The following is a 13,850-nucleotide window of genomic DNA, read 5'->3' on the forward strand; positions in this document are numbered from 1 at the left end:
TCCCGGGCGGGCAACGGCCCGGGTATGGAACGGACGCCGGAAACCTGTTTCACGCCGTTCCATCCCCAGGCCTGGACGGCCATCGCATCACCTGCCCGGCAGCTTCGCCCCTTCGCGGGCATAGACCTGGATCGGCCGGCAATCCTCGTCGAGCGTCACCACCAGCGAGCCCGGCTGGTCCTTCAGATACACCCAGGCATCCCAGCGGACGATCTTGTCGCGGTATTCGTCGCGATAGATGCCGTAATTCACGCCGCGGACGTTGCTCGCGGGCAGGCCAATGCCGGTCAGCACCGCGGCGGTCTGCGGGTTGCAGTCGTTGGTCACGTTGCTGTTGATGACCGAAAGCAGCGCCGGATCGGGCTGCGCCACCGGCGGCGGCGAGAGGGTGGAGGCGCAGGCGGAGACCAGCATCGTCAGCGCACCGGCTGCGGCGAAAGCCACGAAGTTCGGCGTTTTCATCGGGAAGGCACCATCCGTTTTCTTCGTCTTATCGGAAATATGGGTGCGGTTGCGCCGGCGTCGATTGCACGTTCGGCAAGTCTCCTGCGTCACGTTCGCCGACCTGCCGCCATCGCGGCGCGCGGCCCTTGCCTCCCGCCTACCTTTGGCGCAAGAGGGGGGCGAGAAAGTCCCCGTACCGTTCACGCTGTGGAGTGCGAAGCCCCATGACGATTGACCAGAGCGCCGCCATCCAGACCGCCGCCCCATTCACCCCCACCTGCGACCTGTTCGACCGCTTCAAGGACGACGCCCGCTATGTCCTGCCGGGCTTCCGCGACTTCGGCGCCGTCACCTGCTTCACCGGTGCGGTCGTCACCGTGAAGTGCCTGGAGGACAATTCCCGCGTCAAGGAGCTGCTGGCAACCCCCGGTGCCGGCCGCGTTCTGGTGGTGGACGGCGCCGGCAGCCTGCGCTGCGCCCTGATGGGCGACATGATCGCCGCGTCGGCGGTGAAGAACGGCTGGGCCGGCGTGGTGATCTGGGGCTGCGTCCGCGACGTGGCCGAACTGGCGGCCCTGCCGCTCGGCATCAAGGCGCTGGCGTCGATCCCGCGGGCCTCCACCCGCAGCGACCAGGGGCTGGTCGACGTGGCCGTAGACCTGCCGGGCGCCGCCGTCCGGCCGGGCGACATCCTGTTTGCCGACGAGGACGGCATCGTGCTGCTGACGCCGGAGCAGGCGGCCGCGCTGAAGTAAAGCGGGGAAGACGAAGTGGTCATACCAAGCGCCGGTAATACCAGTGCAAAAAGAATGGCAGCTTCGTCCTGTCCGCTTCACGTAAGCGGGGCGCCCCCTTGCACTTTCATTTAAGCAGGCATATAAACCCGACCTGAGTTCAAGCGGGCCGTCTCACGGTTCCCATCCAAGGGCCGGCCTTTCATTTATGAGGAACCCTGCCGTGCTCGAAGCCTACCGCCAGCACGCGGCCGAACGCGCCGCCCTCGGAATCCCGGCCCTGCCCCTGACCGCGAAGCAAACGTCGGAGCTGATCGACCTGCTGAAGGCCCCGCCGGCTGGTGAGGAGGCCTTCCTTCTCGACCTCATCACCCACCGCGTTCCGGCCGGCGTCGACGATGCCGCCCGCGTCAAGGCCGGCTTCCTGGCCGCCGTCGCCAAGGGCGCCGACAGCTCGCCGCTGATCTCCAAGGTCAAGGCCACCGAACTGCTGGGCACCATGCTCGGCGGCTTCAACGTCCAGCCGATGATCGACCTGCTGTCGGACGCCGAGTGCGGCAGCGCCGCGGCGGAAGGCCTGAAGAAGACCCTGCTGGTCTTCGACTTCTTCCACGACGTCAAGGAACTGGCCGACAAGGGCAACGCCAACGCCAAGTCGGTGCTGCAGTCCTGGGCCGATGCCGAGTGGTTCACCTCGCGTCCGGAAGTCCCGGCGTCGATGACGCTGACCGTCTTCAAGGTGTCGGGCGAGACCAACACCGACGACCTGTCGCCGGCCCCCGACGCCTGGAGCCGCCCGGACATCCCGCTGCACGCGCTCGCCATGCTGAAGAACCCGCGTCCGGGCATCGAAGCCGACGAGGCGGGCCAGCGCGGTCCGACCAAGCAGCTGGCCGAGCTGCAGAAGAAGGGCAACCTGATCGCCTATGTCGGCGACGTGGTCGGCACCGGCTCCTCGCGCAAGTCCGCCACCAACTCGGTGCTGTGGTTCACCGGCGAGGACATCCCGTTTGTCCCGAACAAGCGGTTCGGCGGCGTCTGCCTCGGCACCAAGATCGCCCCGATCTTCTTCAACACCATGGAAGACGCCGGCGCCCTGCCCATCGAACTCGACGTCAACAAGATGGAGATGGGCGACGTCATCGAGCTGCGCCCCTATGAGGGCAAGGCGCTGAAGAACGGCGAGGTCATCGCCGAGTTCACCGTGCGCTCCGAGGTGATCTTCGACGAGGTGCGTGCCGGCGGCCGCATTCCGCTGATCATCGGCCGCGGCCTGACCGCGCGGGCCCGCGAGGCGCTCGGCCTTCCGGCGTCGGAGCTGTTCCGCCAGCCGGCCTCCCCGGCCGACACCGGCAAGGGCTATACCCTGGCCCAGAAGATGGTCGGCCGCGCCTGCGGTCTGCCGGAAGGCAAGGGCGTCCGTCCGGGCACCTATTGCGAGCCGAAGATGACGACGGTCGGGTCGCAGGACACCACCGGCCCGATGACCCGCGACGAGCTGAAGGACCTGGCCTGCCTGGGTTTCTCGGCCGATCTGGTCATGCAGTCCTTCTGCCACACCGCCGCCTATCCGAAGCTGGTGGACGTCAAGACCCACCACGAGCTGCCGGACTTCATCTCTACCCGCGGCGGTGTGGCCCTGCGTCCGGGCGACGGCGTCATCCACTCCTGGCTGAACCGCCTGCTGTTGCCGGACACCGTCGGCACCGGCGGCGACAGCCACACCCGCTTCCCGATCGGCATCAGCTTCCCGGCCGGTTCCGGTCTGGTCGCCTTCGCCGCCGCCACCGGCGTGATGCCGCTGGACATGCCGGAATCGGTGCTGGTCCGCTTCAAGGGAGAGATGCAGCCGGGCGTCACCCTGCGTGACCTCGTCAACGCCATCCCGCTCTATGCGATCAAGGCCGGCCTGCTGACGGTCGAAAAGAAGGGCAAGAAGAACATCTTCTCCGGCCGCGTGCTGGAGATCGAAGGTCTGCCGGACCTGAAGGTCGAGCAGGCGTTCGAGCTGACCGACGCCTCGGCCGAGCGTTCGGCGGCGGGCTGCACCGTGCTCCTGAACAAGGAGCCGATCATCGAGTACATGACCTCCAACATCACGCTGATGAAGTGGATGATCGCCAACGGGTACGCCGATGCGCGCACCCTGGAGCGCCGCATCAAGGCGATGGAGACGTGGATCGCCGATCCGCAACTGCTGCGTCCCGACGCCGACGCCGACTATGCGGCGGTGATCGAGATCGATCTGGCCGACATCAAGGAGCCGATCCTGGCTTGCCCGAACGATCCGGACGACGTGAAGACGCTGTCCGAGGTCGCCGGCGACAAGATCGACGAGGTGTTCATCGGCTCCTGCATGACCAACATCGGCCACTTCCGCGCCGCCGGTAAGATCCTGAACGGGAACTCGGACATCCCGACCCGCCTGTGGATCGCCCCGCCGACGAAGATGGACGCGATGATGCTGACCGAGGAGGGCTACTACGCCACCCTCGGCAAGGCCGGCGCCCGCATGGAGATGCCCGGCTGCAGCTTGTGCATGGGCAACCAGGCGCAGGTCCGCAAGGGCTCGACCGCCGTCTCGACTTCGACCCGCAACTTCCCGAACCGTCTGGGCATCGACACCCGCGTCTACCTGTCGTCGGCCGAACTGGCCGCCGTCGCGGCGCTGCTGGGCAAGATCCCGACCACCGAGGAGTATCTGGCGCAGGTCGGCGTGGTGAACAAGTCGGCTGGCGACATCTACCGCTACATGAACTTCGACCAGATCCCGGCCTTCCAGGAAGTCGCGGACAAGGTCGCCGTTCCGGCCTGATGGCCGCAAGCAGCAGTCGGTAAAGGAAACCCCCGCCGGAGCGATCCGGCGGGGGTTTTTCTTGCCGGCATTGAAGGAAGTAGAGGTTAGGGCGCGCGATAGGCGCTTCGGTCCTCTGCGCGGGCCGGCTTTTCCAGATAAATGCCCTGCCGTGGGATGGCGATGTTGTCGAACTCGTCGGCGAGGCGATGGAGGGCGGCGCACATCTCGGCTCCCTGCATCGGCTCGCCGTGTCCGGTGATGACCAGTTCGGGGTCCAAGGCCGCCAACTGGGCGACCGACTCCCGTGCCTTATCCCATTCGACGGTGAAGTACATTGGCGGGCCGTGCATCTCCGCCCGCTGCACCGCGACGGCATAGGCCAATTCCTGCCCCGTGGTGACAAAGGCGTCGCCGACGATCATCGAGCGGTCCCGCTCCCGCCAGAAGGAGACATGGCCGACGCTGTGCCCCGGCGTGTGGATCCAGCGCCAGCCCGGCATTTCCGGCACCGACCCGTCCTCAGGCAAGGCACGCAGGCGCGACCCGACATCCACCGGCTTGCGCGGGTAGAAGCGGGCCAGCGCCGCCATCGCGCCGCCGCCGACCGACGGGTCGCCGGGCGGGTAGGCGGCCCGACCGTTCAAATAGGGGTGCTCCAGCGGGTGGGCGTAGACCGGAGCGTCCCATTCCTCCGCCAGATCCTCCAAAACCCCGACATGGTCGAAGTGGCCATGGGTCAGGACGATGGCGGCGGGTCTGGCATCACGGCCGAACCGTTCCGTCGCGGCGGCGCGGATGAAGCCCTTGGTGCCCGGCAACCCCGCGTCGATCAGCACCCAGCCGCCGTCGCCGGCTCCCGGCGGTCCCCAGAACACCACATTGACGATGCCGAGCCGCCGATAGGCGAGGTCGGGTGCGATCTCGTGCGTGTGGTCGTTGCGCAGCGCGTCGAGCGCCGGATCGATTGCGCTGCTGTCCTCCGACAAGGGAATCTGCGAGGCCATGGCTGTCACTCTCCCACCTATGTCCTTGGACAACAGCAGGGGGCTGCAGTTGTCCTGTTTTCCGGCTTCACATTGCCCAATCTGGCGATGGCGGCGAACGGTCGCGGTTCTCGTCGGAGCGCTGCGAAACCCATGATCGCGCTTTCAAAATCCTGTCGTATCGGTCAGAAAAGGAAACATGCCGTGGCCGGCGGAGATGGTCCGGCACAAAATGGTCATCCTGGGAGAACCAATCATGCGTCTCACCGTCCTTTCCTTCGTCAGCGCGACGGCACTGCTGGCCGGCTTCGGCACGGCGCAGGCCGACATCGTGATCGGCCTGGGCACGGCAACGACCGGCCCGGTCGCGGCGCTGGGCGAGCAGTCGGTGTACGGAGCCAAGCAGGCGGTCGCGGACATCAACGCCAAGGGCGGCGTGCTGGGGCAGAAGCTGGTGCTGAAGGTGGGCGACGATGCCTGCGACCCGCGTCAGGCGGTGGCCGTCGCCAACCAGTTCGTGCGCGAGAAGGTGACGGCGGTGGTCGGCCATCTCTGCTCCGGCGCCAGCATCCCGGCGGCCGACGTCTACCAGGAGGAAGGCGTGGTGATGGTCACTCCGACCGCCACCAACCCGCTGCTGACCGCCAAGGGCCATCCCAACATCTTCCGCGTCTGCGGCCGCGACGACCAGCAGGGCGTGGTTGCCGGCACCTATCTGGCCCAGACCTTCAAGGGCAAGAACGTCGCGGTGCTGGACGACAAGCAGGCCTACGGCAAGGGGTTGGCCGACGTCGTGGTGGAAACGCTGGAAAAGGCCGGCGGCAAGGTGGCCTATCGCGGGTCGGTCACGGCGGGTGAAAAGGACTTCTCGGCGCTGATCACCAGCCTGAAGGACAAGAACATCGATGCCGTCTACTATGGCGGCTACCATCCGGAACTGGGCCTGATCGTCCGTCAGGCGCAGGAACAGGGGATGAAGCCGCAGTTCATCGCCGGCGACGGGCTCAACAACCAGGAATACTGGTCGATCACCGGCCCGGCCGGCGAGGGCACGCTCTACACCGACAGCGCGTCGGCGGCCAGCGATCCGAAGGCGCAGGAGCTGATCGCCTCCTTCAAGAAGGCTGGCCTGCCGGAGCCGGGCAACTTCGCCTTCTACAGCTATGCCGCGGTCCAGGTGATCGCCGAAGGGCTCCAGAAGGCCGGCAGCACGGACAGCGGGAAGCTGGCGAAGACCCTGCATTCCGGCAGCTATGACACCGTCGTCGGTTCGGTGGAGTTCGACAAGAAGGGCGACATTACCAAGCCGAACTACGTCATGTATGTCTGGAACAACGGTCAGCCCAAGATGGTGGCCCAGAAGTAACCAGGGCAGGGAGCCGGCCCGCCATCATGCGTGGGCCGGCTCTTCTATTTCCAAAATTTCCTGAGCTATCATGTATTTTGTGATGAAGTCTTCGACGGGCATCGGGCGTCCGAAGTAATAGCCCTGGAAAACCGCGCAGCCGCGATCCTCCAGAAAGTCCCGCTCGGCCGCGGTTTCCACCCCTTCCGCCACAACCTTCAGGCCAAGGCGGCTGGCAATCGACAGCATCGTTTCCACCAGAACCGCATTGTGGCTGTTGCTGTCGACATCCTGGACGAAGGAGCGGTCGATCTTGATTTCCCGCACCGGCAACTGCTTCAGGTAGGACAGCGACGAAAAGCCGGTGCCGAAATCGTCCAGCGAGAAGGAGATGCCGAGAGCGGCAAGCTCCGACATCTTGGCGACGGTGTCGGCGCAGTCGCCGACCGCGATGCCTTCGGTGATCTCCAGCATAAGGCGGCGCGGGTCGGTCCGGGTGGCGCGCAGAGCGGCGATGACGCCGGCGCAAAAATTCGGCTGACGGAACTGGCGCGGGCTGATGTTGACCGACAGGTGGCAGTCGCTGCCGGCATCGGCCAGACGGCGAAGCACATGGCAGGCCTCCATCAGGACCCAATCGCCGATCGGCAGGATCAGGCCGGACTCCTCCGCCGCCGCGATGAAGGCGCCTGGGGCGACGAAGCCGCGTTGCGGATGATGCCAGCGGATCAGCGCTTCCGCCGCCACCAGCGTGCCGTCGGCGCTGGTCTGCGGTTGCAGGAATAGGGTGAATTCCCCGGCGTCGACCGCCTTGCGCAAATCCTGGAGCAGCAGCAGGCGGGCCTGGGCCTCGATCAGCATGGCGGGGTCATAGTCTCGGATGGTGTTCCGCCCGCCATCCTTGGCGGCATACATGGCGGTGTCCGCCTGCTTCAGCAGATCCTCAACCGACTCGTCCGGGGTCTTGGGGAAGACGGTCAGGCCGATGCTGGCGAAGATGCTGTGCTCGCAGCAGTCGAGCTGGAAGGGCTGGGCCACCGCCAGCCGGAGCTTTTCCGCCACCCGCGAGGCGATGGCGGTCGTCTCCTCCAGCGTGGCGGCGAGGTCGGGCAGCAGGATGACGAACTCGTCGCCGCTCAGCCGGCAGACCAGATCGCCCTTGCGCAGGGTGGCGTTGAGCCGCGCCGCCAGTTCGCGCAGCAGCATATCGCCGACGATGTGGCCGCGGGCGTCGTTCAGCCCCTTGAAGTCGTCCAGATCGAGGAACATCAGCGCACCACAGCGTGCGCCCAGTCGGGCCGCCCGCAGATGGACGTCGAGATGCTCCATCAGCAGGCGCCGGTTCGGCAGGTTGGTCAGCGGGTCGTAGAAGGCGAGATTTTCGATCTGCCGCTCCGCCTGCTTCCGCTCGGTGACGTCCATCACCACGGTCAGATAGCCGCGGACCGCGCCGCCGCTGTCGCGCAGCACGCTGGTGACGGTGGAAATCGAGATGCGGGCGCCGCCCTTGCGCACTCCGGTCCATTCGCCGGACTCGGGCCGGCCGCTGCACCGGGTGTGGGCGACCAGCGCCGCGAAATCCGCCTTGACCGGACGGTCGAGTTCGATGGACAGCCCGTCGGCGTGGACGCGCAGTTCGTCCGGGTCATAGAGGCGCGGCAGGTCGGGGCTGCCGATCATCTCCGCCGCGGGGTAGCCGAAGATGCGCTCCGCCTCGCGGTTGAAGACACGGACGACGCCGTCCAGCGTGGTGGCGATGATGCCGCAGGCGGCGCTTTCGAGGATGCCGGTGTTCAGCGACAGGCTGTCCTTCAGCGCCTCGCGGCTGGCATAGGTCTCTGTCACATCCTGGAAGACCATGACGACGCCGTGCAGCGTGCCGTCCCGGTCGCGGATGGGCGAGGCCATGTCGGCGATGTGGCTGCGGGTTCCATCGCACGCCACCAGAACGGTGTGGTTGGCAAGGCCGACCATGTCGCCGTTCTTCAGCACCTGCTCGACCGGCACCGGCACCCGCTGCCCCGTCTCAGCATTCTCGATGTCGAACACCTCGGTCACCGGCCGGCCGGCGGCCTCGCCCAAGGTCCAGCCGGTCAGCCGCTCCGCCACCGGGTTCATCAGGCTGACGCGGCCGGCGGTGTCGGTCGCGATCAGCCCGTCGCCGATGGACAGCAGGGTGACGCGGGCCTGCTCCTTTTCCCGCCAGAGGTCGCGCTCCGACTGGTGCAGGGCGTCATAGGGGTGATGCACCGCAGTCACGAACACCGCGCGGTACAGATACCAGTAGCCGATGACCTTGTAGACGTGGCCTGCCATGTTCGCGAGATCGTAGACGCTGAGGTAAAGCGTAAAGCACAGCTCGCTGATCGCGATGGCGATGGCGGCGATCACCATGCGGTGGACGTCGAGGGTGAGCGCGGTGCGCCGGCGACGGTAGAAGATCACTGCGGTCCCGGCATAGAGAAGGACCAGCAGATATTCGGCCGCAACCTTCAGCGGCGTCAGCCCTTCCCCGTCCACATAGGTGCGCGGCAGCAGGTCGGGGTGCCACAGCACCGCCCAGAAGATCGCGGCGCACGACAGCAGCACCCCGACGACCAGCGGATAGCGCAAGGCCGCCGAGTTCCCCGCTTCAGCCGTCCAGGGAAGGACGGCCGCCATCAGCAGGGCCAGCGCCGCCATCAGCCGGGCGCCGAGCCAGAAGGCGATGGCCTTTTCCGGGCCGGCCGGCGTCACGAAGTCGGGCATGCCGGTAAAGGACAACATATGCCCGAAATCGAGCAGCGCCACGCCGAGGAAGCAGGTGGAAAGAACCAGCAGGGCCCGCGGGGTGTCATCGTTCCGGGAGTGCCAGCCAATGGCGAAGATCAGGGTGGCGACTGAGATGGCGAAGGTTTCAAAGAAGGTGTGCAGCGGCAGGTAATGGGCCAACTCCACCGACCCCGGCACACGGGCGCCCTGAAGCACGAGCAGAAAGGGAACGGAGAGGGTAACGAGCATGCCGATGGCACCGGGGGGCTTGGCACGGCCTTGCACCGTCCCCGTCTGTTTTGGGACTGTTGCGGTCATTTCGCTCCCCCCGGCCACTGGATCGATCACCCGCCCCCGCCGACCTTGTACCTCTTTTGCGTATATTAGAGCTTAACGGCATTAGGGGTCCATACGCGGACAACCCCTACCGAACCGGACGCTTGGAACACCGTGAAACAGATTTCGGGTGCTGTTCCACTGTTCAACGCATCCGGGCCGCGTGGAGATGGGCCGTGTGGAGATAGGGCGGGTGGGGATCGCGAAGAGCTTGCGGAGAACGTGCATGGCGGCTTCTCCGGAATAGGGGAGGCGTGCGCATTGTATCTCATCGGTCGGAGCGCATGTGGGCACTTACAAAAAACGGGCAGCAAGACTCTGATCTGATTGAGAAATTTCCGGACTCGGCGCCCAGGGTTTGACGCCTCAGGTCCCACGCGGCGCAATCAAGAGGGACGGCGCGTCAGGTCGATTGCCCCGCGGTGCCGCCAACCTCTATCCTCGACCGGGTCGGGCCTGTCGACCACGCTTGATAAGGAATGCCGCATGTTCATCGCGATGAACCGTTTCAAGGTCCGCCATGGGGCCGAGCAGGAATTCGAGGAGGTCTGGCTGAACCGCGAGGTGCATCTGCACAAGGTGCCGGGCTTCGTCGAATTCCACATGCTGCGCGGGCCCGACCGGGACGATCACCGACTCTACTCCTCTCACACGGTTTGGGAATCCGAAGGCGCTTTCCAAGGCTGGACGCGGTCGGAGGCGTTCCGCAACGCCCATGGCAATGCCGGCGCCCGCAAGCCGCTTTATGTCGGGCCGCCGGAATTCGAAGGGTTCGAGGTCATCCAGACCGTGCCGCGCGATCCGAACGCCTGAACGAAACAAGCCTCAATTGTCGGGAGGAAGACCCATGCTGGATTTGGTGATCGAGCAGCGCCGCAAAAGCCTTGGCGGTTTCGAGGTGGGGCGGGTTCTGCCCTTCGTCCAACGGCGGATGGTCGGCCCCTTCGTCTTCTTCGACCATATGGGGCCGGTCGATTTCCAGCCCGGCCTTCCCCGCGACGTCGATGTGCGTCCCCACCCGCACATCGGCCTGTCCACCGTGACCTACCTGTTCGAGGGCGAGATCATGCACCGCGACAGCGTGGGCTCCGAACAGCCGATCCGGCCGGGCGAGGTGAACTGGATGACCGCCGGGCGCGGCATCACCCATTCCGAACGCTTCGAGCGTGCCCGGATGGAGGGCGGGACGATGCACGGCATCCAGGCCTGGGTCGCGCTGCCCGAAGCCGATGAGGAGACCGACCCGGCCTTTGCCCATTACGGCACCGGCGACCTGCCGCTGTTCGAGGAGGGCGGCGTGCGCGGCCGGCTGGTGTCGGGCGAGGCGTTCGGCGCCAGGACTGGGGTGAAGACCCATTCGCCGCTGTTCTACATCCATTGGGATCTCGCCCCCGGCGCCCGCGTCGCCTTGCCGGAGGACGGATGGCAGCGCGCGGCCTATGTGGTGGCGGGCGCTGTGGAGGCGGAGGGGCAGCGGTTCGAGGCTGGGCGGATGATCGTCTTCGCGCCCGGCCATCCGGCGGAGCTGACCGCCGCGACGCCGGCCATTGTGATGGCGGTCGGCGGCGAGCCGCTGGGGCAGCGCTTCATCGACTGGAACTTCGTGTCCTCGTCGAAGGAGCGGATCGAGCAGGCAAAGGCGGACTGGCGGGCCGGGCGGATGAAGCTGCCGGACCTCGACAACGGCGAGTTTATCCCGCTGCCGGAGATGCCGAAGCCGCCGGCGAATCCGATGTCGTGAGGGGGAACCCAATTCTCCCTCTCCCCCCTGGGGAGAGGGGCGGGGTGAGGGGGAGGCATGGGGAGGATTCTCGGGTACGGCACGCAGTGCGCCCCCCTCACCCTAACCCTCTCCCCGGGGGGGAAGAGGGGACTAAGGGGCGGGAGAGGGCGATCTGGGGTCAGACGTGGAAGCTCTCGCCGCAGCCGCAGCGGCCCTTCTCGTTCGGATTCTTGAAGACGAAGCCGGTCTGGAACTTGTCGTCGACATAGTCCATCTCGCTGCCGATCAGGAACATGACGGCGGCGGGGTCGATCAGGATGGTGACGCCCTTGTCCTCCACCACCTCGTCGAATTTCATCTTTTCCTTGGCATACTGAACGTCGTAGCTGAGGCCGGAGCAGCCGCGCGCCTTCACGCCGATGCGCAGGCCGACCATGTCGTCGGTGGCCTTGGACATCAGCGCCTTGACGCGCTCCGCGGCGGCGTCGGTGATCGTGAGCGCCTTGGGCAGGGGGCGGGCCATGGTGACGGTCTCCTAATGCGGCTCAGAACATATCCAGTTGCAGGCGGGCTTCCTCGGACATCATGCCCTGGTGCCACGGGGGCTCCCACACCAGCTCGATCTTGACCTCGTTGACGTCCTCGACGCCCAGAACGGCCTGACGGACCTGCTCGGGCAGTTCGCCGGCCACCGGACACATGGGGCTGGTCAGCGTCATATCAATCTCGACATTGCGCTGGCCATCCATGTCCACACGGTAGATCAGCCCCAGTTCCCAGATGTCGACCGGGATTTCCGGGTCGTAGCAGGTCTTGATGGCCGCCACGACGCGATCCATGATCTCCTCCCGCGGGTCGTAGCCCTCGGGCGGCTGGGGCATCGGGGCGAAGTCCTTGGATTCCGGAGCCTCGCTTGCAGCGTCGGCCTTCAACTGCGCCTCGGCTTCGGCCGGATTGGGAGCCATCGGGCGCTGGGTCAGGGCTTCATCGGGCATGTCGATCCCCTTCCGTCAAAACTGGTCGCTGGAGGCCGAAGCCTCGCCGTGGAGTGCCGCGTTCATGGCGTGCCAGGCCAGGGTCGCGCACTTCACCCGCACCGGGAACTGGCGCACGCCGGACATCACCATCAGCTTTTCCATCGTCTCGTCGTCGACACCCTCGGGGATGTCGGGCTCGTCCTGGGTGCACAGCTCGTGGAAGGCGTGGAACAGCTTTTCCGCTTCCGCCGCCGTCTTGCCATGCACCAGCTCCGTCATCATCGAGGCGCTGGCGGTGGAAATGGCGCAGCCGCGGCCCTGGAAGGCCACGTCGTCGACCACCCCGTCCTTCAGGGTCAGATAGACCATGAAGCGGTCGCCGCACATCGGGTTCTCGCCCTTCGCCTCGCGGTTGGCGTCGTCGGGATGGCGGAAGTTGCGGGGATGCTTGCCATGGTCCAGGATCACTTCCTGATACAGCTCGCGCAGATCGTCCATCATGCTCCGAAGAACTCCTTGACCGCCTGGAGGGATTGGACGAGGGCGTCGGCTTCCTCCCGGGTGTTGTAGAGGCCGAAGGAGGCGCGGACGGTCGGTCCGACGCCGAACCGCTCGGCCAGCGGCTCGGCGCAATGGCGGCCGACGCGCACGGCGACGCCATACTGGTCGACGATGGTGCCGACGTCGTGCGGGTGCACACCCTCCAGCGCGAAGGAGACGATCGGCCCCTTGCCGGGCGCGGTGCCGACGATGCGCAGCCCGTCGATCTGCGACAGCTGCTGGGTGGCGTATTGCAGCAGGTCGTGCTCGTGCGCGGCGATGGCGTCGCGGCCGAGAGCCTCGACATAATCGATGGCGGCGCCCAGCCCGATCACCTCGGTGATCGGCGGCGTGCCGGCCTCGAAGCGCGACGGCGGCGCCTTGAAGGTGGTGCTGTCGAAGCTGACGCTCTCGATCATGTCGCCGCCGCCCTGGTAGGGCGGCATCTTCTTCAGGAGGTCGTACTTGCCGTAGAGCACGCCGAGGCCGGTCGGGCCATACAGCTTGTGCGCGGTGAAGACGTAGAAGTCGGCATCGATGTCCTGCACGTCGACCGTGCCATGCACCACCGCCTGGCTGCCGTCGAACAGGACGGGCACGCCGCGCTCATGCGCCAGCCTGGCGATGGTCTTCGCCGGGGTGACGGTGCCCAGCACGTTGGAGCAGTGGGTGATCGCCACCAGCTTCGTGCGGTCGGACAGCAGGCTGCGGTAGGCGTCCATGTCGAGGACGCCGTCCTCGTCGCAGGGCACGACCTTGATGACGATCTTCTTCTCGGCCTGGAGCAGCTGCCACGGAACGATGTTCGCGTGATGCTCCATGATCGACAGGATGACCTCGTCGCCTTCGGTCAGGAAGGTGCGGCCATAGCTGGAGGCCACGAGGTTGATCGCCTCGGTCGAGCTGCGGGTGAAGACGATGCAGCGGTCGTTCGGCGCGTTCAGGAAGCGCGCGACCTTGGTGCGCACCGCCTCGAACTGGTCGGTCGCGGTCTGCGACAGGAAATGGACGCCGCGGTGGATGTTGGAATAATCCTCCTCCAGGAAGCGGGTCATGGCCTGGATGACCTGACGCGGCTTCTGGGCGGACGCCCCGCTGTCCAGATAGACCAGCGGCTTGCCGGGCTTTCCCTTCCTGGCGTGGACGCTGCGGGCGAGGATGGGGAAATCCTCCCGCACCCGCTGCACGTCGTAGGCTTGGTTCAGGATGGCATCGGACAT

12 protein-coding genes are annotated in these 13,850 nt (G+C 66.3%); 5 read left to right on the top strand and 7 right to left on the bottom strand.

Going from position 1 to position 13,850, the window contains the following annotated elements; all coding sequences use genetic code 11:
- Nucleotides 1-87: 87 nt before the first annotated feature.
- Nucleotides 88-462 carry a hypothetical protein gene (locus tag ACWPN8_RS28260; RefSeq protein WP_109451827.1) on the bottom strand — a complete coding sequence of 125 codons (375 nt, stop codon included), beginning with the start codon at nucleotides 460-462 and terminating at the stop codon, nucleotides 88-90.
- 206 nt (nucleotides 463-668) lie between these two features.
- On the opposite strand from ACWPN8_RS28260, the gene rraA reads away from it, so the two are divergent.
- Together rraA and acnB are read left to right on the top strand one after the other, a co-directional pair.
- Nucleotides 669-1,199, top strand: a complete 531-nt coding sequence (rraA, locus tag ACWPN8_RS28265; RefSeq protein ID WP_492243157.1) for a ribonuclease E activity regulator RraA — start codon at nucleotides 669-671, stop codon at nucleotides 1,197-1,199.
- Between the two features lie 202 nt (nucleotides 1,200-1,401).
- The gene (acnB, locus tag ACWPN8_RS28270) at nucleotides 1,402-3,993 is read left to right on the top strand and encodes a bifunctional aconitate hydratase 2/2-methylisocitrate dehydratase (protein ID WP_492243158.1); all 2,592 of its coding nucleotides are present in this window, start codon (nucleotides 1,402-1,404) and stop codon (nucleotides 3,991-3,993) included.
- 86 nt (nucleotides 3,994-4,079) lie between these two features.
- On the opposite strand, the gene ACWPN8_RS28275 is transcribed toward acnB, so the two are convergent.
- The gene (locus ACWPN8_RS28275; protein WP_492243159.1) at nucleotides 4,080-4,979 is read right to left on the bottom strand and encodes an MBL fold metallo-hydrolase; all 900 of its coding nucleotides are present in this window, start codon (nucleotides 4,977-4,979) and stop codon (nucleotides 4,080-4,082) included.
- Nucleotides 4,980-5,214: 235 nt separating this feature from the next.
- Here ACWPN8_RS28275 and ACWPN8_RS28280 point away from each other — a divergent pair, with 235 nt between their 5' ends.
- Nucleotides 5,215-6,324 carry a branched-chain amino acid ABC transporter substrate-binding protein gene (locus ACWPN8_RS28280; protein WP_109453316.1) on the top strand — a complete coding sequence of 370 codons (1,110 nt, stop codon included), beginning with the start codon at nucleotides 5,215-5,217 and terminating at the stop codon, nucleotides 6,322-6,324.
- Nucleotides 6,325-6,348: 24 nt separating this feature from the next.
- Here ACWPN8_RS28280 and ACWPN8_RS28285 read toward each other — a convergent pair whose 3' ends face one another.
- Nucleotides 6,349-9,303 (bottom strand): EAL domain-containing protein, encoded by a 2,955-nt coding sequence (locus ACWPN8_RS28285; RefSeq protein WP_492243160.1) that lies wholly within the window; start codon nucleotides 9,301-9,303, stop codon nucleotides 6,349-6,351.
- 573 nt (nucleotides 9,304-9,876) lie between these two features.
- Here ACWPN8_RS28285 and hmuQ point away from each other — a divergent pair.
- On the top strand, nucleotides 9,877-10,203 hold the full coding sequence (gene hmuQ / locus ACWPN8_RS28290; RefSeq protein WP_098738183.1) for a heme-degrading protein HmuQ: 327 nt from the start codon (nucleotides 9,877-9,879) through the stop codon (nucleotides 10,201-10,203).
- 34 nt (nucleotides 10,204-10,237) lie between these two features.
- Complete coding sequence (locus ACWPN8_RS28295; protein WP_492243161.1) at nucleotides 10,238-11,131, top strand: pirin family protein; 894 nt, start codon at nucleotides 10,238-10,240, stop codon at nucleotides 11,129-11,131.
- A 160-nt stretch (nucleotides 11,132-11,291) separates the two neighbouring features.
- Here the strand turns inward: ACWPN8_RS28295 and ACWPN8_RS28300 are convergent, their stop codons facing one another.
- From ACWPN8_RS28300 to ACWPN8_RS28315, 4 genes are read right to left on the bottom strand one after another with little or no spacing between them, the layout of a single operon-like run.
- Nucleotides 11,292-11,636, bottom strand: coding sequence for a HesB/IscA family protein (locus ACWPN8_RS28300; protein ID WP_098738185.1), 345 nt, complete (start codon nucleotides 11,634-11,636; stop codon nucleotides 11,292-11,294).
- A 22-nt stretch (nucleotides 11,637-11,658) separates the two neighbouring features.
- Nucleotides 11,659-12,108: an iron-sulfur cluster assembly protein gene (locus ACWPN8_RS28305; protein ID WP_109451839.1), complete on the bottom strand. Its 450-nt coding sequence runs from the start codon at nucleotides 12,106-12,108 to the stop codon at nucleotides 11,659-11,661.
- 15 nt (nucleotides 12,109-12,123) lie between these two features.
- Nucleotides 12,124-12,591, bottom strand: coding sequence for a Fe-S cluster assembly sulfur transfer protein SufU (sufU, locus tag ACWPN8_RS28310; RefSeq protein ID WP_098738187.1), 468 nt, complete (start codon nucleotides 12,589-12,591; stop codon nucleotides 12,124-12,126).
- Nucleotides 12,588-13,850, bottom strand: a complete 1,263-nt coding sequence (locus ACWPN8_RS28315; protein WP_492243162.1) for an aminotransferase class V-fold PLP-dependent enzyme — start codon at nucleotides 13,848-13,850, stop codon at nucleotides 12,588-12,590. The genes sufU and ACWPN8_RS28315 overlap by 4 nt, the downstream gene beginning before the upstream one ends.

The sequence above is a fragment of the Azospirillum sp. UENF 112521 genome (assembly GCF_058780665.1).